Annotated in this window: 18 protein-coding genes; 7 read left to right on the plus strand and 11 right to left on the minus strand. The window is 63.2% G+C overall.

Going from position 1 to position 21,638, the window contains the following annotated elements; all coding sequences use genetic code 11:
- Positions 1-89 precede the first annotated feature (89 nt).
- Positions 90-1,742, plus strand: a complete 1,653-nt coding sequence (locus ACTHL0_RS16400) for an ATP-binding domain-containing protein (RefSeq protein WP_440567861.1) — start codon at positions 90-92, stop codon at positions 1,740-1,742.
- 618 nt (positions 1,743-2,360) lie between these two features.
- The gene (locus tag ACTHL0_RS16405; RefSeq protein ID WP_440567862.1) at positions 2,361-2,654 is read left to right on the plus strand and encodes a YodC family protein; all 294 of its coding nucleotides are present in this window, start codon (positions 2,361-2,363) and stop codon (positions 2,652-2,654) included.
- Between the two features lie 81 nt (positions 2,655-2,735).
- Here the strand turns inward: ACTHL0_RS16405 and ACTHL0_RS16410 are convergent, their stop codons facing one another.
- Positions 2,736-3,047 (minus strand): superinfection immunity protein, encoded by a 312-nt coding sequence (locus ACTHL0_RS16410; protein WP_440567863.1) that lies wholly within the window; start codon positions 3,045-3,047, stop codon positions 2,736-2,738.
- A gap of 161 nt (positions 3,048-3,208) precedes the next feature.
- Here ACTHL0_RS16410 and ACTHL0_RS16415 point away from each other — a divergent pair, with 161 nt between their 5' ends.
- Both ACTHL0_RS16415 and ACTHL0_RS16420 read left to right on the plus strand, forming a co-directional pair.
- Entirely contained in the window at positions 3,209-4,669 is a 1,461-nt protein-coding gene (locus ACTHL0_RS16415) for a M20 family metallopeptidase (RefSeq protein WP_440567864.1), read from the plus strand.
- A gap of 97 nt (positions 4,670-4,766) precedes the next feature.
- Positions 4,767-5,345, plus strand: coding sequence for an NnrU family protein (locus ACTHL0_RS16420; protein WP_440567891.1), 579 nt, complete (start codon positions 4,767-4,769; stop codon positions 5,343-5,345).
- A 17-nt stretch (positions 5,346-5,362) separates the two neighbouring features.
- Here the strand turns inward: ACTHL0_RS16420 and ACTHL0_RS16425 are convergent, their stop codons facing one another.
- Both ACTHL0_RS16425 and ACTHL0_RS16430 read right to left on the minus strand, forming a co-directional pair.
- A complete protein-coding gene (locus ACTHL0_RS16425) occupies positions 5,363-6,073 on the minus strand; it encodes a DUF2968 domain-containing protein (RefSeq protein ID WP_440567865.1) in 711 nt (236 codons plus the stop codon).
- 87 nt (positions 6,074-6,160) lie between these two features.
- A complete protein-coding gene (locus tag ACTHL0_RS16430) occupies positions 6,161-7,438 on the minus strand; it encodes an MFS transporter (protein WP_440567866.1) in 1,278 nt (425 codons plus the stop codon).
- A 112-nt stretch (positions 7,439-7,550) separates the two neighbouring features.
- On the opposite strand from ACTHL0_RS16430, the gene ACTHL0_RS16435 reads away from it, so the two are divergent.
- Entirely contained in the window at positions 7,551-8,483 is a 933-nt protein-coding gene (locus tag ACTHL0_RS16435; protein WP_440567867.1) for a LysR substrate-binding domain-containing protein, read from the plus strand.
- A 90-nt stretch (positions 8,484-8,573) separates the two neighbouring features.
- On the opposite strand, the gene ACTHL0_RS16440 is transcribed toward ACTHL0_RS16435, so the two are convergent.
- The 3 genes from ACTHL0_RS16440 to ACTHL0_RS16450 all read right to left on the minus strand — a co-directional run bounded on the left by ACTHL0_RS16440 (position 8,574) and on the right by ACTHL0_RS16450 (position 14,125).
- Positions 8,574-9,971: an MFS transporter gene (locus ACTHL0_RS16440; RefSeq protein WP_440567868.1), complete on the minus strand. Its 1,398-nt coding sequence runs from the start codon at positions 9,969-9,971 to the stop codon at positions 8,574-8,576.
- Between the two features lie 260 nt (positions 9,972-10,231).
- Positions 10,232-11,962, minus strand: coding sequence for a S53 family peptidase (locus ACTHL0_RS16445; protein WP_440567892.1), 1,731 nt, complete (start codon positions 11,960-11,962; stop codon positions 10,232-10,234).
- 480 nt (positions 11,963-12,442) lie between these two features.
- A complete protein-coding gene (locus ACTHL0_RS16450; protein WP_440567869.1) occupies positions 12,443-14,125 on the minus strand; it encodes a S10 family peptidase in 1,683 nt (560 codons plus the stop codon).
- Between the two features lie 151 nt (positions 14,126-14,276).
- Between ACTHL0_RS16450 and ACTHL0_RS16455 the strand changes: the two genes are divergently transcribed.
- Positions 14,277-15,344: an AI-2E family transporter gene (locus ACTHL0_RS16455; protein ID WP_440567870.1), complete on the plus strand. Its 1,068-nt coding sequence runs from the start codon at positions 14,277-14,279 to the stop codon at positions 15,342-15,344.
- A 124-nt stretch (positions 15,345-15,468) separates the two neighbouring features.
- On the opposite strand, the gene ACTHL0_RS16460 is transcribed toward ACTHL0_RS16455, so the two are convergent.
- The 4 genes from ACTHL0_RS16460 to ltaE all read right to left on the minus strand — a co-directional run bounded on the left by ACTHL0_RS16460 (position 15,469) and on the right by ltaE (position 18,930).
- Positions 15,469-15,921 (minus strand): carboxymuconolactone decarboxylase family protein, encoded by a 453-nt coding sequence (locus ACTHL0_RS16460; protein WP_440567871.1) that lies wholly within the window; start codon positions 15,919-15,921, stop codon positions 15,469-15,471.
- A 100-nt stretch (positions 15,922-16,021) separates the two neighbouring features.
- The gene (locus ACTHL0_RS16465; RefSeq protein WP_440567872.1) at positions 16,022-16,927 is read right to left on the minus strand and encodes an RNA polymerase sigma-70 factor; all 906 of its coding nucleotides are present in this window, start codon (positions 16,925-16,927) and stop codon (positions 16,022-16,024) included.
- Positions 16,928-17,062: 135 nt separating this feature from the next.
- The gene (locus ACTHL0_RS16470; protein ID WP_440567873.1) at positions 17,063-17,836 is read right to left on the minus strand and encodes an arylamine N-acetyltransferase family protein; all 774 of its coding nucleotides are present in this window, start codon (positions 17,834-17,836) and stop codon (positions 17,063-17,065) included.
- Positions 17,837-17,898: 62 nt separating this feature from the next.
- Positions 17,899-18,930 (minus strand): low-specificity L-threonine aldolase, encoded by a 1,032-nt coding sequence (gene ltaE, locus ACTHL0_RS16475; protein WP_440567874.1) that lies wholly within the window; start codon positions 18,928-18,930, stop codon positions 17,899-17,901.
- Positions 18,931-19,058: 128 nt separating this feature from the next.
- Here ltaE and ACTHL0_RS16480 point away from each other — a divergent pair, with 128 nt between their 5' ends.
- Positions 19,059-20,540, plus strand: a complete 1,482-nt coding sequence (locus ACTHL0_RS16480; protein WP_440567875.1) for a PLP-dependent aminotransferase family protein — start codon at positions 19,059-19,061, stop codon at positions 20,538-20,540.
- 20 nt (positions 20,541-20,560) lie between these two features.
- On the opposite strand, the gene ACTHL0_RS16485 is transcribed toward ACTHL0_RS16480, so the two are convergent.
- The gene (locus ACTHL0_RS16485; RefSeq protein ID WP_440567876.1) at positions 20,561-21,634 is read right to left on the minus strand and encodes a 2-aminoethylphosphonate aminotransferase; all 1,074 of its coding nucleotides are present in this window, start codon (positions 21,632-21,634) and stop codon (positions 20,561-20,563) included.
- Positions 21,635-21,638 lie beyond the last annotated feature (4 nt).

The raw sequence follows: 21,638 nt of genomic DNA on the forward strand, positions 1-21,638 counted from the left end.
AGAATGCGGTGTCGTCCCGGCATGGGCGGACGCCGCGCGGTTTGTACAATACGCCGAATTCAAAACGTCAAAGCGAGGATTAGCCCGCCATGGCACGCCTTATTCCCGACGATTGGAAGAATCTCGCCGCAACCGGCGCAGCCGAACGCGAGCGCGAAACGCTCGCGATGCTCGAACAAGCGTTGCCCGACGACTACACCCTTTATCACGGCGTGCATTGGACTCGCCTGAACCGGGCTTTCTCCGTATTCGGCGAGGCCGACTTCGTGATCGTGAGTCCCGCGGGGCGCCTGATGCTCGTTGAGCAAAAGGCGGGCTTCCTGCGCGAGACGCCGAAAGGTCTGGTGAAGGTCTATCTCCAGACGGAGCGCAACGTGTCGATTCAACTGGCGCGGACAGTCGAAACGCTGCACCGGCGCTTCACGGCAGCGTTCGGCGCCGGCACGTACTGTATCGAAGCGCTGCTTTTTTGTCCCGATTACATCGTCAAGCATGCCGCGATTGCCGGCGTACCGCCGGAGCGCATCGTCGATGCCACGCGCAAGGAGCAGCTTGCCGCCGTCATTCTGGAGGCGCTGCCCGCCGACGAGCCGAAGTTGCCTTGCGCCGCCAAGATCCATCATTTTCTGGCGGACGAACTGGCGTTGACGCCGGATACGAGCGCGCTGGTCGGGCAGGCGGGGACGCTCGTCACGCGTCTGTCGGGGGGACTGGCAACCTGGGCGCGCCGGTTGGACTTCTCGCCGTTCCGCTTGCGCGTGATCGGAACGGCCGGTTCCGGCAAGACGCAGTTGGCCGTACAAGTCATGAAAGACGCCGCGGCAAGCGGCAAACGCGCGCTTTACGTCTGCTTTAACCGGCCGCTCGCCGACCACATCGCGCGCGTCGCTCCCGAGGGGGCGCGCGTGGCGAACTACCATCAGTTGTGCGATTGGGTGGCCCGCGATGTCGGCGCCGTGCAGGATTTTCGTGCGCCGGACGTATTCGGCCGGCTGGAGGCTGCGTTTGCCGATGCCCCGATTGGGGAACGATGGACCTTCGACGTGCTGATCGTCGACGAAGGGCAGGATTTCCAGGAAGCCTGGGTGGAGGCGCTCTCGCGGCTCGTCAAGCCGGACGGCGCATGGTGGTGGTTGGAAGACCCCTTGCAAAACCTCTATATGCGCGAACCGGTTGCGCTGCCGGGATGGACGGTGCTGACCGAAACGACGAACTACCGCAGCCCGCGTGACATCCTCGAATTCGTGCGCGAGAAGGTGGGCCAGGCCGTGCCGCGTGCATCGAACCTCGCCGCCGGCAGCCCGTTCGACGGATCGCAAATCGCTATCGCTTCCTATGATGAAACGCGGGACGACGCGGTGATCGAGGCGACCAAGCGTGCGATCACGCAGGCGCTGTCATTGGGCTTTCGCAAGCAAGACATCGCCGTGCTTTCGTTTCGGGGGCGCGAAGGATCGGCGTTGACGGGGCTCGAGCATTTGGGGCCGCATCGCCTGCGCAGCTTCACGGGCAAGTACGACCTGTTCGGCAATCCCGAGTATCGCGACGGCGATGTGCTGCTGGAGTCGATTTATCGATTCAAGGGGCAGTCGGCGCCGTGCGTCGTACTGACCGAAGTCGATTTCGACGCGTTCGACGAACGGGCGGCCCGCAAACTGTTTGTCGGTGCGACGCGCGCCACCATGAAGCTGATCGTCGTCGGATCGCGTCGCGCTTGCGCGGCGCTCGACACGCAAGCGTGACCGCCTGACAGCCCCCTGCGCCTGCTGACGCCTTTGCTCAGACATCGCGATCGTCTTGCCGAGACGATCGCGACGATTCGTCAATAAGTTCGTACGAATAGGGAACGTTTTCATTCCGTCCGCATCATCTATGGTTAATTCATTTGCCGATGAATAAATCGATCGGCTTAATGACGCAGTGCGGAATTGATTTCGATCAAATTGAGGCTTTTGATTTTGCGATAAAGCCGGACTTTTACTCGTCCCGGTCACGACGGGGCATCGGCCTTCTATTGGCCTCCGGGGCCGTGGGACGGGGCGCAGACGGCCTGATGGCGGTGTCGAGGGCCCGCAAAAAGTAGTATTGTTGCAATTTGAAGGTAATCCGTCCCTTAATAAATTGGGAAAGCGATTTTCCGGTATTCCACGAATCGGAATTGCAAATTCGTTCTCCATGTTTTCCCTAAAACGGCTTGTAGAATAAAAATTCTATTGTTAATCTGTGTTTGACCTCAGGCATATCGAAGGACCGGATGAGAGAAGGGTTTCGCGATTTCGTTCGGTTCGTTGCCGCACCAATTGAAACCTTTGGGTTGCCGTTCCCGACAGAACGGTTCGACGCTTAATAACGGAGTACACATGACGACGGCTACTCGTGACCTGGTTGAGCAGTTTTGCGTAGGCGATGTCGTGACACTGAAGGTGGGCGGCTCGCGTATGACGGTAACGGGCCTATGCGGCGATACCGTGCTATGTCAATGGTTCGACGAACACGGCGAGTTGCGTCAAGACACCTTCCTACCGGAATCACTGGGGCGTGAGCCGCGCTCGATCCCGCCGGGCCTCGTCCACGTCCGCCGCTACGCCGCCTCGATGGCCGGCTCGGTTGCAGGTTCGGTGGCGGCCAGCATGCCGCACATGCGAGCGCGCTGAAAGCCCGCCTTTGATCCGTCGATCGATGCGCCTGGCGCTGCCGGCGGCAACCTGAGCCGGCGGGCGGCAGGGCGGCGGAGCCTAGTGCCTGGCGCTGCCTTGCTTTGCCGCGCGCTGATCGACACGCGCCATCAGCGCACTGGAAAAGGCCGCCATCCGCACCAGCCGGCGCTTGGCGGTCACGTCCCGGGCGAGGCCCGCGGGGGGATTCGGGACGTACGCCCACACCAGCGCCAGCAGCCATCCCACCACCGTCCACCCCATACACGCGTTGAACAGCGCGAGCGTGAGGATATCGTGGCGTTTGCGATGGTCTGCGATGATCGCCGGCAAGAAGTAAATCGTCAGCGCAAACACCACCTCGACGATCTGCAGGGCAATTCGATCCAACATGATGCTCCCCTCGAGGTTGGGGTGTGACACATTGTCGCGCGTTCTGCCGTTCTTTGCTGGGCGGCATACCGAGTGCTCGCGCGTGCCCGGTCGTTTGGCCACGGTCGTTTGCCCGGCAATCCGGACAATCATGTGCGCTTTGACTGCCGGAGCGCACCGCCATGACCGTACTGGATGCGAAGCAGCACAATGCCTCGATCGATCGCTCGGCGTTGACCGAGTTCGTCGACCGTAAATGGAATGACGAAATCGTTCCGGCGCTTACTGATTACATTGCGATTCCCGCCAAGAGCCCCGCATTCGACGCCGATTGGGAAAAACACGGATATCTCGAGCGCGTCGTTGCCGACGCAGCGGCTTGGGCCGAGACGCAGCGCGTGCGGGGGCTCAAGCTCGAGATCGTGCGTCTGCCCGGACGCACGCCCGTGATCTTCTTCGAGACGCCGGCGACGCGCTCGGGCAGTACGGGGACGGTGGTGCTCTACGGTCACCTGGATAAGCAGCCGGAGTTTGACGGATGGCGTCGGGACCTCGGCCCATGGACGCCGAAACTCGAAGACGGCAAGCTCTATGGCCGCGGCGGTGCGGACGACGGTTACGCCATCTATGCCAGCCTGACCGCGATCGCCGCACTCGATGCGCAAGGGATCGAACGGCCGCGCTGTGTCGGCCTGATCGAGACCTGCGAAGAATCGGGCAGCTACGACTTGCTGCCGTATGTCGATGCGCTGCGGGAACGGCTCGGCGATGTCGGGCTCGTCGTGTGTCTCGATTCGGGTGCCGGTAACTACGATCAACTCTGGTTGACCACTTCACTACGCGGTCTCGTAGGCGGCTCGCTCGAAGTGCAGGTGCTCGACGAGGGCGTTCACTCGGGCGGGTATGGCGGCATCGTGCCGTCGAGCTTCCGCATCATGCGCCAGCTGTTCGAGCGCCTGGAAGATGCCGCGTCGGGCAATCTGCTGCCGGCAAGTTTTCATTGCGACATTCCGGCGAGCCGCCTGGAGGAAGCGCGCAAGACGGCCGGCATTCTCGGCGACGAAGTATGGAAGGCGTCGCCCTGGGCGTGCGGACAGGACGGCAAGCCCGTATTGCCGGTCACCGCCGATCCGTACGAGGCCCTGCTCAATGCAACGTGGCGGCCTTCGTTATCGGTGACGGGTGCGGAAGGGTTGCCCGCGCTGGCGAGTGCGGGCAACGTGCTGCGTCCGCGCACGGCTTTCAAGCTGTCGCTTCGGTTGCCGGCGCTTGTCGACGCGGCGCGTGCCGTTGCCGATCTCAAAGCACTGCTCGAACTCGATCCGCCATACAACGCCAAGGTCACCTTCAAACCGGAAGCCGCCGCCTACGGCTGGAATGCACCGGAGCTTGCGCCCTGGCTGGCGACGGCAGTCAACGAAGCGTCGCGCGATCATTTTGGCGCCGACTGCGCGTTCATCGGGCAAGGCGGCACGATTCCGCTGATGAACGTGTTGCAGGCGGGTTTCCCGAAGTCGCAGTTCGTCGTCTGCGGCGTGCTCGGTCCGAAATCAAATGCGCACGGTCCCAACGAATTCCTGCATGTGCCCTACGCGAAGAAACTGACCGCCGCCATGGCCGAGGTCATCGCGGCCACGCCTTGACGTGACGGGGCTCAAGACGATCGGAAGCGGGCGCCGTGCGGCGCCCGTGCATGACCTGCGGCACGGAACGATGAAGACAACAACAAAGGAGTTCGACGTGGCGATACTGATTCTCGGCTTGGTCATTTTCATTGGTATTCATTCAATCCGGCTCGTTGCGCCGGCATGGCGGGATGCGCAGGTGGCGCGATTTGGGGAACACGGCTGGAAGGGTATTTACTCGGTCGCGTCGCTGATTGGATTCGTTTTGTTGGTTTGGGGCTACGGCATCGCACGGCGCACGCCGACGGTCTTGTGGATGCCGCCCGCCGGTATCCGGCATTTGACGGCCTTGTTCGTTGCGGTTGCGTTCGTGCTGATCGTGGCCGCTTATATCCCCGGCAATCGAATCAAGCGGACGCTCGGGCATCCGATGATGGCCGGTACGGCGATTTGGGCACTCGGCCATCTGCTGGCGAACGGGACGCTGAATGCGGTCGTATTGTTCGGCGCGTTTCTGGCATGGGGCGCAGCGGGTCTGCTCGTTTGCCGTGGCCGAGACCGGGCCGCCGGCGTGCGATATCCCGCGGGGACGCCGTCGGGCGATGTGAAGGTCGTCGTGATCGGGCTGGTTGCCTGGGCGATCTTCGCTTTCGTGCTCCATCGCTGGTTGATCGGCGTGAGCCCGTTCGCCTGATTTCAGCGCTCCGATTTTCAGCTGTCCGTCCGGCGGCAATGAGGATGCGGGAGGCGTTCGTTACTGGTCACCCGTAGTTGATGCATCTGCCGCAACGCTTTATTTAGACGGGCCTGCGCCGCGATCCGTTGCGCCTCCAATTGCGCGACTTCCTTGCGTGCTTGCTGCTGCTGATTGTTCACGAACTGAGTCTGCTCCGCATGGCGTTCCAGATCGTCGCGCAATTGCTGCGCTTGCGCTTCGGAGGCGGCGGCCATGGCTTCGATATGCTCGTTTTGCGCCTGTAACTGAATATGCTTCAATTCGACGTCCGCGAGCCGTGTTGCAAGATCCTCGAAATGCCGAAAGGCCGCTTCCGCCGTATCGAGTTCCGCGGCGTGCAAAGCGCGCCACAGGTTGCCGTCTTGCGACAGCGTGACGTAATACGACAGCTCGGCGCTGTGAAACAGCAGGTCGACGGAATAGGAAAACGTATTCAGCGTTCTGAGCAGCGTCAGTGCGTGGCTCGCGCTCAATGCTTCGACCGCGGCGATTTCCGCCGGCTGCGCCGCGCGTGCGCTGCCGTGAGGCATCACAGCGTTCATCGGGCGCAGCGGCGATAGGGTGGGCGTATTGAGGAGTCCCGCTTCGTCGTGCGGGACGTTCGTCGGTTCAACTGCAGCCGGCACGTCATCGACGAGCGTGTCCTTGACGGTTTCTGCTGCAGACTTGTTCAGATACAACTTCATGGTTGATCTCCCACGCGCAGGCAGCCCGGTTTCAGGGGAATGCTGACATGGGGAGTAGCATGCGGCGTACCTATTCGTATGGGGATATCAACCGCGCACCGGCCGCGGAAACAGCGGATAAACGGCAAGCGCGACGCATCCCGCTACGAGCCAGACGACCGCCCACGAGCTCACGGCCAGCAGATGAGGCAGCAACAGCGGCACGATGAACAGCCCGACGTAGACGATCGTATTGGTCATGCCGAGGGCCGTACCGGCACGGGCGGGCCCGGCCAGTGTGGCCAATTCGGCGTACGCGACGCCATGCCATGCCGACACGCAAATGCCGGCCAACACGATCAATGCCACCGCCGCCGCCACGGACACGGCATGCCCGAGTGCCACGGCACCGGCGAGCGCAGCGAACGAGGCCGCCGCGACGAGCGTCGAGCCGCGCAGGTAGCCACGGCGATTGCCTCGGCGGTCCGTATGATGGCCACTCCAGACACGCATGACCATCGCGCCGATCTGAACCGCGGCCATCGCTGCGCTGATACCCGCGGTGCCCAGATGGCCGAAATCGTGTAAGAACACGGTCCCGAATGTCAGGACAGCGAGCTGCGGGAGGCAAAGCGCGCCGATACCGAGCGCGACGCGCCAGATTTGAGCGTCGCCAAGCGGGCTGCGTTGGGCGGGTGCACCCGAGCCCGTGCCCGAGCCCGTGCTCGTACTCGTGCTCGTTTTCGTCGTGGCTACCCCTTGCGGCGGCTCATGCAGCCAACGAATCGCGAACGCCGCGGGCACCGCGCAGAGCAGCGCCAGTGCGCTGAAAACCGCACCAAAGCCATGTGCCGACGCGAGCCACGGCAGCAGCGACGCCCCGATACCGCCGCCCAGCGGCACGGCCGTCTGCCGGATGCTCATGGCGATCCCGCGTTCGCCTTCCTTGAACCAGCTCATGATCGCGCGCCCGCTCGAACCATTGACGCTGCCGCCGAGCAACCCGACCACCGCCATGGCGGCGGCGAGTAGCGGCAAGGTGGGGATCGACGACCCCGAAGGCACGACGAACAGTGCCATCGACAACAGCGCGAGTGCCGTCCCGAGCAAGCCGGCGATCAGGACGGGGCGATCGCCGAAGCGATCGGTCGCCACGCCCCAAGGCAACTCGGAGAGCGCAATGCCGAGACCGGTCGCGCCCAACGCGATGCCCAGTTCCGCGTTGCCGAGGTGATAGCCGGTCCGCATCCAGACCGCCGTCGTGGGAATACCGGCCGCTGCCGCCGAGAAACCGGCGTTCGCCGCGACGCCAACGCCGAGTACCTTCCACCGATGCGAGGTGCCGAACACCTTGCCCGGGGCCTTCGCCAGAAAGGGCGTATCCATTCTTTGCTCCGTTCGAGATTTGACGGAGGCCAGTCTCGCACTCTATGATTGTCCTGAAAATTGGATAATTTTGAATTGATCGTTCGAAATTTCGGGATGGTTGGGGTGCGCGATGAGTCAGGCGAACTTCGACGTGGCCGCCTTGCGCAGCTTCGTCATGGGAATGGATCTGGGCAGCTTCGCGAAAGCCGCAGACCGTGTCGGCCGATCGACATCGGCGGTTAGCGCGCAAATCCGGAAGTTGGAAGAGCAGGTGGGCGCGCCGCTATTTCGGAAAGCGGGGCGAGGGCTCGGATTGACCGACGCGGGCGAAGTCATGCTGCGTTATGCGAGGCGTCTGGTCGAATTGAACGACGAGGCTGTCGTCGCGGCGCGCGGCACGGATCTCGAAGGCTGGGTGCGCCTCGGGTTGCAGGAGGATTTCGGCGAGTCGCTGCTGGCGGACGTGTTGGGCCGATTCGCGCGGGCGCATCCGAAGGTGCGCATCGAAGCGCGCGTCGCGCGCAACGCCGATCTGACGGAGCGGCTCGACGCGGGTGAACTCGATCTCGCGCTCGTCTGGGATGACCTCAACCTGTCGACGCGCGCGCGGCGTGCGACGGGGGCCAGCGTCGAAGTGGCGAAGCCCGCGTTGTACTGGATTGGATCGGATGCGCTGCAATGGTCGCCGGAGACGGGCGAGCCGGTGCCGCTCGTTCTGTTCGATGGCGCATGCATGGTGTGTTCGCTGGCGACCGACGCGCTCGATCGCGCGGGCATCGCCTGGCGCGTCGCGCTGACAAGCCCGAGTCTTGCCGGCCTGTGGGCGGCGGCGGCGGCGGGGCTCGGGCTCACGGTTCGCACCTCGTACGGCTTGCCGCATACGGTGCGCACGCTTGATCCCGCGGATTACGGCTTGCCGGCGTTGCCCTCGCTCGGGCTTTCGCTGTTGCGCGCATCGAGCGCGGCCAACGCGCCGGTCGAGCAACTGGCCACGATCGTCGTCGAGGCGGTGCGCGGCTACGGCTACCCGAGTTCGAGTGAGGCGACCCGCATCGCGGCATGAGTCGATACATGAGTCGATACATGAGTCGATACATGAGTCGATGCATGAGCCGCCGTCTGCTTCGGTCAAACGAGCGGGCGAGCGGGCGGCCTAGCCGCGCGTGCCGCGTGCGATTTCGTCGCCTGCGTTGGGCGCCAGCCGGCGCGTGATGGGAATCGACCCGAGCGAGAACAGTCCGACGACGACGAACGACGGCCAGAAATCCGACCACAGGGCATGCGCGTGTCCATGCAGATCTCGCGAGATCTGAAGGACGATCCCCCCGACGGTGACACCGAGCCCAAGCGACATTTGCTGCACGACGCTGCCGAGGCTCGTTGCGCGCCCGACATCCTGGCTGGCGATTTCCGCGTAAATCATCGAGTTCAAGCTCGTGAACTGGAGCGCCGGGAAAAATCCGCCGAACAGCACGACGAGCCAGATCACCCAAACCGGCGTGCCTGGAAAGAAAGCGCCATACGCGGCAATCGCCATGCCTGAAAAGACGGCGTTATAGATCAGTACGGTACGAAATCCGAACTTGCGCAGGACCGACGACGTCATCGAGCGCATGAACATGCTGCCGAACGCCGAAGCGCACGTAATCGCGCCCGATTGAAACGCCGACATGCCGAGCCCTTCCTGCAAGGCGAGCGGCAACAGAAAGGGCACCGCGCCGAGCCCGATGCGAAACATCGAACCACCTAGCACGCTCGCGCGGAACGTCGGCACGCTGAGCAGCCGCAGATCAAGTACGGGCCGTTGCGCGCGCTGCGCATAAACCACATAGATCGCGAGGAGCAGGGCGCCCGAGACGGTCATTTCGAAGGCGGCGCGATCGGAGACGATTGCGCTGCCGATCAGCGACAGCCCGAGCATGACGAGCGAGCCGCCCACGGCCGAGAGCAGGAAACCGAACCAGTCCAGCGGGCCGGGATGCGGCTCATGCGTGTTGACGATATAGCGGTTCGTCAGATAAATGCCAAGGATGCCAACGGGCACGTTGATGAAAAAGATCAACCGCCAGTGCAAGTACGTCGTGATGAAGCCGCCCAGCAGCGGCGCCGCGGCCGGTGCGAACATCGCGGGCAGGCTCAGGTAGTTCATGGCGCGCACGAACTCGGTTTTGGGCACCGCGCGGAAGATGATGATGCGGCCGACGGGCACCATCATCGCGCCACCGATGCCTTGCAGGAAGCGCGCGAGCGTGAAGACGTGGAGCGAACGCGAGAAGCCGCAGAGCACGGAGCCGACGACGAAGATGCCGATTGCCGTGCGAAAGACGGTGCGTGCGCCGAAGCGGTCGGCCAGCCAACCGCAGATTGGGATGAACACGCCCAGCCCGAGAACGTAGCTCGTGATGGCCACTTTCAAGGCAATCGGATCGGTGCCGAAATCGCGCGCCATCGAGGGCAATGCCGTGACGATGATGTTGCCGTCGACGCTCTCCATGAACATGGCACAAGCCACGATCAGCGGGGCGATGAAGGCTTTGATGGCAAGCGGCATGGGCAAGCGGCGCTGCAACGACGTGTCGGGGTCAGGACACAAAGCAGCGATTATGCGCCGACTTTTGCGGGCGCGCCTGCAAAAAGCCCCCTTTGTTGCGCTTTGTTGCGCGCACATCAAAAGCGCGGCCGGTCCGGCCAAAAGGACGAACCGGCCGCGTGCGGGCATCGTCGCCACGCTAGGGCTTGCTCACGCAAACACGCACATGCTCGAACGTTCGAACGTTCGAACCTTCGGCCGCCGCGGTGAGACTTTCCCGGTCATTGCCCGAACGAATGGTTGTTCACGTACGACGCCAGGTTCGACATGACGAAGCTGCCCCAGCCCGTCGGGTAGTCCCAGGCTTTCGCCGCCTTGTAGCCGTAGCCTTGGTAGCCGTTGTTGCCCGACGTGACATCGTGTACGAGCGACGGCGTCGACTGCACGGCGCTGTAGATGCTCGAGGCGGGGAAGCCCAGCGAGTTCGAATGGGCCGATTCGAGCCGCGCCCACAATCCGACGAAGATCGGCGAGGCCAGGCTCGTGCCGCCGATCTGCTGGATCTGGCCGTAGTTGTAGACGAGCGCACCGGAGCCTTGTGCCGCATCGAAGGAAATGTCGGGCACGGCGCGTCCCGTCGGCTTCGGGCTCACCGTCAGCGCGCTTTGCCAGGACGGCACCGGTTCGACCTGGCTGATGCCGCCGGTCGAGGCCCAGAGCTTGCCGTTGCCGTCGAGCCCTTCGTTCCAGACGGTTTCGCTGGCCCAGCCGCCGCTGCTCGTCGTGAAGAGCGTCGTTCCCCCGACGGAGATGACGTTTGGCGACGAGGCGGGCCACGAGATCGAATATGTACTGCCGTCCGGATAGCCGCGGTTATTGCACTCGTAGACGCCTTCATCGCCTGAGGATACCGAGAACGTCTGCCCTTGCGCGACGGCCGCGGCGAAGATTTGATCTTCGGCCGCCACCGTGCCGTCGGCTTGCGCATCGGTTTCGCACCAGCCCAGCGAGACGTTGATGACCTGCGCCGTGTTGTCGCTGACGGCTTGGTTGAACGCCTGCGTCAGCCCCGTGTTGCCCGATGCGTTCGCATCGGCTTCGTAGAAGATCAATTGATTCACGGCTCCGCCTGCCGCGCCGACGATGTCCTGACTATCGAGGTCCCATTCGCCCTGTCCCTCCTGGTCGTCGCTATAGTTGCCGTTCGGGTCGCCCGTTTGCTCCGCGGAGACGTTCACCGTGCCCAGGTTGTTCGCCTGCGTGAACTGATTCAGATCCTGAGTTGCCTGATCCGCGCCGCCGATCGTGACGATACCGACCGTCGTGTTCGCTCCCGTCGGCAGACTTGTGGCGCCATACAGCTTCGGCCATTCCGTCGGGTAGTGGCCCTTCTCCGTGCCGGTCGCCATTGTCTTCGCTTCGGTACGCGGGCCTCTGACGGCCATCGTGTGCGCCCGCGTCACGTTTTGCAATCCGAGCACCGACAACACCGTGTCGCCCAACGCTTCAGGGACTTCGGCGGGCGCGGCGTTCGCGAAGACCGTGCGATTGCCCTTACGGAAATGCACAAGGGGCGTGTTGAACGCCGTCTTCACGGTACCGGCCGTGCCGTCCGCGGAAACCAACAGGCGGTTCTTCGATACCCGGATATTGACGAAACCGCTCTTGCGCAGATGGGCGACGACCTTTTGCACCTGCGCTTCGGTCGGCGCGAAGTCGGCCAGGAACTGTTTCGGCGTCAGGAAGCGATGGTATTGACTGTTGCCGCGCTCGTTGACGGCCTGCCCGAGCGCCTTGAGTTTGGCCATATGACGCACGCGCAGGCTGACGACGACGTGTGCGGCTTCGCCCGCCGTGGCTTGGGCTTCCGGTGTGGCAGCGAAGGTCCTCATCTGTTCCGGCGTCAGAAAGGCCCTCGTTTCGGTGCTGACCCATGCCGCCGGCGCGGCCGCCGCATGAGCGGGCAATGCGGTGGCGACAAGCGGCAACGCAAATGCCGCGGTTTTAAAAATACTCGGTACCGACCCCTTCGATTTAAATGTCGACTTCAATTTGACCTCCTAGGATTGCAACGCCAAGAGACGCCGTATCCGCGGGATAGCGGTGAGTCAACGGATTGGAGATTTGATGCCGTCTCGAGCCATCGTAATGATTGTGGGAATAAAAACGCTCAACGATTTATTGAGCGTGATTAAGCTAACAAGACAAAAATAGGCTTGTGTAGCTGTTAATAGTGGTAGTGGAAATGATGGTCTGTCCGTTCTGAATCGGCGCTGCGGAAGCATAGTGGACCTGAGCCCGTGTGGCGGACGGTCTATGGGCGATGTATATCGCCGTTCTAGAATTAGATATAAAAATGGAGCAAATCGCGAATTCGTAGGTTTGCTCTAATATATGGAAAAATGTCTTGCCATGCAAACTCCAGGATGGAATCGATATGCATCGATTGTTTTGCGTTTAGTTATTGCATGCAGGCAAGCATGCGTGCTTCGTTATGGTCGGATCGAGCTGTCGTAAAACCGGTCCAAATCGTCCTTCAATGTATGCAGCGCAGAATCGTCGAGGTAGATCATGTGCCCCGTGGGGTAGTACATGATCTGCACGTTCTTGCGCAGCGACGGTTCCAGTCCCATGTGGGCGAGGTCGTACTCGGTGGCGAAGAACGGGGTGGCCAGGTCGAAGTAGCCGTTCGCTGATAACACCTTCAGACGCGGATTTTGCCGCATCGCTTCACCCAGATCGGCTGCCGCATAAGGCACGCTGAGCGTTTCGCCCCACCACGCGTGATGCTTCCAATCCCACGCGCCGAGCAGGTGGTCGTTGAATACCCGATAGGGGGTATCGCTCGTGTAGTGGAGGTCTTGCGCCAGGTGCGCGTGAAACGCGGCGCTGAACGCGCTCGTGATGTATTTTTCGGAGGCGTCGTAGTCGGGCGATGACGAATCGTCGTCGTATTCGATCCCCTCGAAGCGGCTATCGTAGCGTCCCAGGCTGCGCGCCTGCCCAAGCAGCAATTGCTTGCGGAAGTGCGAGGGCAGGATGCGCAGCCGTGCTCTGACGATGTACTGCGGGTCGAGCCCCGTGTACTGGGCGAGGCGCGCGGCGATCTCGTCGCGTTCGGCATCGGGCAGGGCGTCGCCTTTCGCGAGCGCCGTGGCATACGGCCCGGCTGCGAAATCGCGCACTTCTTGCAAGAAGGCCGGCAAGTCGGTGGGCTTGGGGGCCGCGAGCTTATCGTGGTACCACGCGGCCGCGGCGAACGACGGCAGGTAGCGCACGTACATCAGGTCGAGGCCCGGCACACGCATGCCTGAATTGAGCACCGACGATAGCAGCACCACGCCGTTGAGCGAAATTTCGTGCTGACCGAGACGGTAGGCCAACATGGCCGCGCGAGCGGTGCCGTACGACTCGCCGATCAAAAATTTCGGCGAATTCCACCGATCGTTGGCGCTCAGGTAGCGATCGATGAACTGGACGAACGCATCGAGATCGCCGTCGACGCTCCAGAACCGCTTGCCGTTCCCGTGGCCGACGACTTTTGAAAAGCCCGTACCCACGGCATCGATGAAGACGAGGTCGGTCTTGTCGAGCAACGAGCCCGGGTTATCGGCCAGCCCATAGGGAGCGGGAGGCGTGGCTGACGGACTCGAGGTCTGCACGCGTTTCGGACCGAACGAGCCCATCAGCAGGAAGACGCTGGCCGCGCCCGGGCCGCCGTTGAAGAGGAACGTGACGGGGCGCGTCGAGCCGTGCCGGACGGCGCTGTCCTCGCGGCCAGGTACCGTGTACGCCACGTAAAACACGCTTGCATCGGGTTCCCCTTTGTCGTCGCGCAACAGCAGGTTGCCCGCCGTGGCACGGTAGGCGAGCCGGTGGCCGTTCAGGCGCAAGGCGTGCTCTGTGACGATCGACGTTTCGCGCGGGATCGGTAGTTCCACGGGGCCCGGTGCGGACGCGGCGAGGGCTGGCGCGCTCGCGCCCAGCGCGTGGGTGTCAGCGTGGTGTGCCGGGACCGAGGGAGCGACGGGCTCGGCTGCCTGGCTGCCGGTATTGCCTTCTTCATCGGCGAGCGCGTGCCCCGTCGCGCCGATCGAACTGACGAACGCGATGGCGACGACGATGGCGTGGACTGCGGAGATGCTGCGTGACGCGAAGACACACTTCGAGCGCATGGCCGCTCCCGGGATGAAGGGCATTCGTTGTACGTTACGTCGGCTGCATTTTTTGCAAGTTGAGATGGGAAGTCAATGACGGCGTGACGAGCGCCAAGCGAACTTCTATAAGATGTCGGCGATCGACATTCTCTCCGCAAGGGCGATTTTCATGCCGCTTTTCCCGCTTGCCTCGAAAGATCCCGCCGGCGCGAAGCGCTGGCAGCGCGTCGCTACGCTCGCGCTGTATGCCGTGCTCGTGGCGCTGGCGTTGTGGGTCATTCGCTCGTTCATTCCGGCCATTGTGTGGGCACTCGTGATTGCCATCGTCGTATGGCCGCTGCTGGAACGGTTGAGTTCGCCGACGCAGTCCTCGCTTCGCGCAAGCGCCATCGCGTTGGCGTTGACGGCGGGCGTCGGCCTGTTCGTCGTACTGCCGATCGTCGGGATCTTCACGCAGGTGCTGCACGAGACACATCATCTGATGAAATGGGTCGTGGACGTCGAACAAAACGGCATCGCGCTGCCGCAATTTGCGCAGCGCCTGCCGTTCGGTCAGCAGATTGCGGACTGGTGGCAGGCGAATCTGGCGCGTCCGCTCCAGGGATCGCCGGCGATGCAGCAATTGCGCGATACCCATGTCGCCACAGCGGGCCGCCATTTCGGCACGCTCGCATTGAAAGGCGTCGTGCATTTCGGCTTTATGCTGCTGACGCTGTTTGTGCTGCTGCGCACGGGGCCCCAGATGTCGGCGCAAGTCGCGAGGGCGGTGCGGCGCGTGTTCGGCGCAGACGGGACGCACCTGGCGATGCGGATGGCCACGGCCGTGCGGGGCACCGTGAGCGGCCTCGTCGTCGTGGGCTTGGGCGAGGGCGCAGTGATCGGCGTCGCGTATTTTGCGGCGGGCTTGCCGCACGCGGCTGAACTCGCCCTTGTCACGGCCATTGCGGCGATGCTGCCGTTTTGCGCACCGATCGCATTTGGCCTCGCGGCGCTATGGCTTTTCGTTCATGACCAGGCGGCGGGGGCTTTGGCCGTCTTGGCGACGGGCATCGTGGTGGTGTTTCTCGCCGAACACTTCGTGCGCCCGGGCCTGATCGGCAGTGCAACGCGGCTGCCGTTTCTGCTCGTATTGTTCGGTATTCTCGGCGGTGCGGAGACGTTTGGCCTGGTGGGCTTGTTCGTCGGCCCCGCGTTGATGACGATCCTGACCGTGCTGTGGCGCGAGGCGTTGAGCTAAGGCGATAGGTGCGGGCCGCGGCGCAAACGCCCCGATTCGCCCCGATTCGCGACGCAACGGCAACAGCGCGACTATTCCGAGTGGCATGCGCCCGGTCGTGTAGCCGGGCGGGGCTCCTTACGTTTCAAACCTTCTCGGGCACCGGATTGCGGAAGCTCACATTAAGCAGATTCCACGCGGTGATCGTGACGATGACGAACCCGAGTTCCGCGATCTCCTCATCGCTGAACTGTTTGCGCAGCCGCGCAAACGCTTCGTCGCTTGGGTCCCGATGCGGCACATCGGTGACGAGTTCTGCCCATTCGAGCGCCGCGCGCTCCCGCTCGTCGAAGAACGGTGCCTCGCGCCAGCCGGCGACAGCGTTCAGATGCCGGGGATCGGCCTCCATCTTCATCAGATCGCGCCAGTGCATGTCGATGCAAAACGCGCAGCCGTTGATTTGCGACACGCGCAGCAACACCAGATCGACGAGACGATGCCCGAGCAGATCGCGGCGCAAGCCCGCGGAAAGCTGATACAGATTGCGAAAGGCAGTAGGTGCGAGTTGGGAGTAGTTGATCCGAGCGGTTTGTGTCATGGCGTTGCCCTCTCAGTTGGGAGCGGAGCGCCGCCCTGTGCGGCGTCCATGCCCATAAGACGCGGGCTTTTCCGTGCCTGTGACAGGTTGCGCGGTTTTTTTATCGAGCGAGCGATTGCGGGATGTGCGCCAGCTTGTCCGGGTTGCGGATCGCGTAGATGCCGGTGATCCGTTCGCCGTCGGTAGCGAGCGCCATTGCCGATTCCAGCTTGCCGTCGACATATCGCAGGACGCCCGGTTCGCCGTTGATCAGCGCGTGGCGGTAAGCCATTTGAGGTCCATAGCGCCGCCCCGTCACCCAGAACAGATTCGCGATGCGAAACGCGCCATGCAGTACCTTAAAGACAGCCGGGACCTTGCCGCCGCCGTCGCCAACCAGTTCCACATCGTCGGCCAGCAGCGCTTGAATGGCGTCGCGCTCGCCTGATTGCGCGGCCCGCATGAACTTTTCGACCACCCGCCGGTGCGCTTCGCGCGGGATGTCGAAACGGGTGCGGGTTTGCTGCACACGCGCGGAAGCGCGATGGACCATTTGCCGGCAGGCGGCTTCCGTTTTGCCCAGCAGCGTGGCGATTTCGTCGTAATCGTGGTCGAACACCTGACGCAGCAGGAACGCGGCGCGTTCTTCAGCGGATAGCCGCTCCAGCACCCAAAGCAGCGCCACCGAAAGGTCGCTTGCGAGTTCGGCGGCCACCTCGGGCGTATGCTCGTCCGACGCCTCGACCAGCGGTTCGGGCAGCCACCGGCCGACATACGCCTCGCGTTCCACCTTCGCCGCGCGCAAGCGATCGATCGACAGCCGCGTCACGATGGTGACGAGCCAGGCCTCGGCCGATTGCACGGCCGAGCGGTCGGTGTTTTGCTGCCAGCGCAGCCAGGCGTCTTGCACGACGTCTTCGGCGTCGGCGCGCGTACCGAGCATGCGGTACGCCACCGAGAACAGGCGGGGCCGAAGCGCGTCGAAGGGGTCGGGACCGGCGGGTGAGCGAGTGGAGTCGATTGTCATGTCGGTTGACCGGGATCGGTATCGGCCTTGAAAATCGGCCTTGAAAAAGTGAGCGAATGCCCGTTAACCGACATAGACGACTGGCCCCGCCGTTTTGTGACAGCGCGGCGGCACGCGATAGCGGTCGGGTAAGCGCTATGCCCCAGGCATCGTCAGCCCGAATTCACGGGCGAGAATGCCGGCCAACTCATTCGGTGCCACAGTACGCTTTTCCGTCCGGCCATGCTCGACGATTTTGAGGCTGTCGCCACCCAGAATCTTACGGCCAGCCTCCGTCATCAGAACGGCTACGGTCATTCGGACGAAGATCGCTTCGGGGTGCGTCGAATTCAGGTAATTGGCCGGCACGAAATCGACCCACTCCTGAGGCGAGAGATCGAACGCGTATTGGTTCGTCCATTGCCCGTCCACCTTCGCGCGCAGCACGTAAAAGCCGTCGTCGCCCAAGGTCATCATGAACGTGTCGTCGTCCTGAGCGATTTCGATGTCCAAGGCGTCGAGCCGCATCGGCGCGCGAATGCCGTAGCTGCCGAAGCCCAGATCGCAGAGCCAGCGCTCATCGCCGAGCGTCAGCACGAGCGCCATATGCGTGCGCGGCCGGCGCGCCGGATAGAACATCGGCCGGGCCGCAACGAATTGATAAGGGATGCCCAGCGCCTCGAGCGCCATCGCGAACAAGCCGTTCACTTCGTAGCAGTAGCCGCCGCGCTTGCGGCCTACGATTTTCTCGACGATGTCCTCAGGGACGAGCGAGACGATCTTGCCCGCTTGCACATCGAGGTTTTCGAACGGCACCGAGAACAGATGGCGCCGCATCATGCGTTCGACCGTTTCGATATCGGCCTTCGGCGTGCCGGTGTAGTCGATTCGGTGGAGATAGTCAGTCAGCGAAAAATTGTTGGCTTGCATGGGCATGGCCCCGTATGAATCGATTGGACGATGTGCGTGATGAATCGGGTTCGGCTAAACCGTTATCGCTGCAAGAACTGCGACGCGATCGAGAGCGCGTGCTCGATGGCCTGTGCATCGACGTCCAGATGTGTGACCCAGCGCTGGCGCGTCGCCCCGTACATCGAGACGACACCGATGCCGTGCTGCGTGAGGTGGGCGGCGAAGGCGGGCCCGACGGACGCTTCCACCCCGACAAACACGATGTTCGTATCGGGCTGCGTGACGGTCAGCCCCGGCAGCTTGCCCAAGCCTTGGGCCAGGGCGCGTGCATTCGCGTGATCTTGCGCGAGACGGTCGACGTTGTGCTCCAGCGCGTACAGGCCGGCGGCGGCGAGAATACCGGCTTGCCGCATGCCGCCGCCCAGCATCTTGCGCAGGCGGCGCGCACGCGCAATCGCTGCCTTGGGGCCGACGAGCACCGAGCCGACTGGCGCGCCGAGGCCTTTGGAAAGGCACACGGACACCGTGTCGAACGGCTGCGCCAAGGTAGCGGCGGGGACGCCGAGCGCGACAGCCGCATTGAAGAGCCGGGCGCCGTCGAGATGACAGGACAGGCCGTGCCGCTTGGCCAATGCCGTCGCGGCTTGCACGTAGTCCGTGGGCAGAATCTTGCCGCCGATCGTATTTTCGAGCGCGAGCAAACGCGTGCGGGCGAAGTGGGGATCGTCGGGTTTGATGGCTGCCTCGATATCGGCCAGGGCAATGGTGCCGTCCGCTGCGTGCTCGAGCGGCTGAGGCTGGATGCTGCCAAGCACGGCCGCCCCGCCGCCTTCCCATCGATAACAGTGCGCTTGCTGGCCGACGATGTATTCGTCGCCGCGCTCGCAATGCGTCATCAGCGCAATCAGGTTCGACTGTGTGCCGGACGGGACGAACAAGCCCGCTTCCTTGCCGATGATTTCGGCCACGCGCGCTTCGAGCCGCTTGACCGTGGGATCGTCGCCGAATACGTCGTCGCCCACTTCCGCCGCTGCCATCGCCGCTCGCATGGCAGCGCCGGGGCGCGTGACGGTATCGCTGCGAAAGTCGTATTTCAGTGCTGCTGCTTCCATCTTCGATCTCCTATCCGTAGTGCTCGGTCAGTGCGGCCATCATCGCATGACGTGCGCGGTGTCCCTATACACAACAGGGCCGAATCTGTTACATAACAGATTTTGCGATTTTTCCCGCACAGCTATCTATGGATTGCGCCGACGACGATACTCCTCTCTACCTTCAATTGGCGCAGCGGCTCCGGGACGGAATCGATCAGGCGGCGATGAAGGAGGGCACCCGCCTGCCCTCGGTGCGCATCCTCGCGGCGCAGCACGCCATCAGCGTATCCACGGCGCTACAGGCACTGCGTTGGCTCGAGACGCGCGGCTATATCGAGGCGCGGCCCCGGTCGGGCTATTTTGTCGCGAAGCGTGCCAAAGGCGGTAAACGGGCAAGCGGCGCGCGGGACGCCAAGACGCCCCGCGGGAACCGTTGGGCCCGGCCGGCGCCGGAACTCGACGTCCAGGCACGCGATCATCTCGCGATCGCTGCGGCCCCGGCACCGGCGACGGTACGTCTCGATCTGGCTTCCGCGGAAACGCACCTGTATCCGGTGGATCGGTTCAGCGTGCTCTTGCGCCGGCTCGCGTATCAGCACCGCGATCTCGTCGGCTCGCACGTGCGCGGCACGGGATATCCCGGGTTGCGCGCGCAGATCGCCCGGCGGGCGATGCAGTACGCGTGCGAACTCGATCCCGATGAGATCGTCGTGACGAACGGATGTGTCGAAGCCTTGAACCTGGCATTGCGGGCGGTGGCGCGTCCCGGTGACGTCGTTGCCGTCGAATCGCCGACTTATTTTGTCCTCCTGCAAATGCTGCGTGCGCTCGAGATGCCTATCCACCCGATTCCGGCCAGGCCGCAGGCCGGCATGGATATCGACGCGCTGAAGGACGCGTTCGATCGCGGGGTGCCGATCAAAGCTGTCGTGACGGTGGCCAACGGCAACAATCCGCTCGGCAGCGTGGCGAGCGATGCCCACAAGCGCAGGCTCGTTGCCCTTTTGCGCGAGCGCGATGTACCGCTGATCGAGGACGACATTTTCGGCGATCTTTGCTTCGGCGAAACGCGGCCGCGGCCGGTGCGCTCGTTCGACGATGCACAGGGCAACGTCTTGCTCTGCGGCGGATTTTCGAAAAGTTTGTGTCCGGGATTGCGTTTGGGATGGATTGCCGGCGGACGCTTCACCGAGCGTGTCAAAGCGCTCAAGTACACGACGAGCATGGCAACGGCCGAGCTTCAGCAGGCGGCCGTCGCCGAGTTGTTGGCGACCGGCGGCTATGCATTGCATTTGCGGCGATTGAAGACCGCCTTGCAGAGCCAGCAGCGCATGTTGCGCGAAGCGGTGCTGCAGTACTTCCCCGACGGGACCGAGGTGACGGATCCGGCGGGTGGCCTCGTGTTGTGGGCGAAGCTGCCCGCGATCGACGGCCGGCGGCGCAGCACGCGAACGCTGTTCGAACAGGCACGGGCCGAAGGCATCGGCTTTGCCCCGGGACATTTGTTCGGCGAGGGCGACGTATTCGACGATTGCCTGCGCTTGAACGCGGGCAATCGTTGGACGAGCGAACTGGACGCGGCGGTGAAGCGGCTGGGGGAACTGGCTGTCGATGCGATGCTTCCCTGAGCGCGTACGATGAACGGCGGTTACTTCACCAGCGCATCGAAGGCGTTCAACAACCGCTCCATGTCGGCCGCGTCGATATCGCCCATCGTCGAAATACGAAACAGGTGCTTCGACAAATCGCCCTGTCCCGCGTACACCACGAACCCACGCGCTTTCAACGCATCGTGCAGCGCTTCGTAATCGACTCCCGGGGGCAACGCATAAGCGCGCAGCACCACGGAAGATTCCCCGGGCGGCAGGATCGATACGATGCCGCGCGCAGCGAGGCCGCCGCGGACTTGTTCGGCCAGTGCCGCGTACCGGGCATGCCGCGCTTGAACGCCGCCTTCCGCCTCGAATTCGCGCAATGCCTCGACAAGCGCGTAGTACGCTTGCACGGACGGCGTGAAAGGCGTATTGCGTTGCGCTTGCAGCTTCGCCAGCCGCCCCAGATCGAGGTAGTAAGTCCGGCTCGCCGCGCCTTCGATCGCTTGCTTGCGCGCCACGACGAACGACGCGCCCGGCACCCCATGCAAGCACTTGTTGGCCGTGGCGGCCACCGCCGCGATGTTCGCTCCGTTGAAATCGATCGCCTCCGCCCCAAAGCTGCTGACGGCATCGACGAGCAACTGCGCGCCACGCGCCCGGCATGACGCGCCCAGGTTGCTCAAATCATTGAGCCGCCCTGTCGTCGTCTCGTGATGAACGATCGCGACGTGCGAAAACGGCCCGTTCGCATCGAGACACGCTTCGATGCGCGCGAGATCGGGGGCCTGCATCCATTCATGAGCGACGATTTCATGCGCGATGCCGTACTGCTTGGCGATGCTTTCCATCCGTTCGCCATACACCCCGTTCTGCACGATCAACAACTTACCGTGCCGAGGCACGAGCGAAGCGATCATGCTCTCGACGGCGCCGGTGCCTGAGGCGGTCATGAGGACTGCCGACCATTCTTGCGGATCGAGCCGATAGACACCGAGCAAGCGCGCCCGCGCTTCGTCCTGCAAGTCGTAAAACTCGCTTTCGCGATGGCATAGATCGGGTTGCAGCAAACTTTGCCGTACCCGCTCGGTCAAGGTGACGGGGCCGGGGTTCAGCAACAGCGTTTTCATTGTG

This window comes from Trinickia sp. (genome assembly GCF_051961175.1).
Classification (GTDB): Bacteria; Pseudomonadota; Gammaproteobacteria; order Burkholderiales; family Burkholderiaceae; genus Trinickia.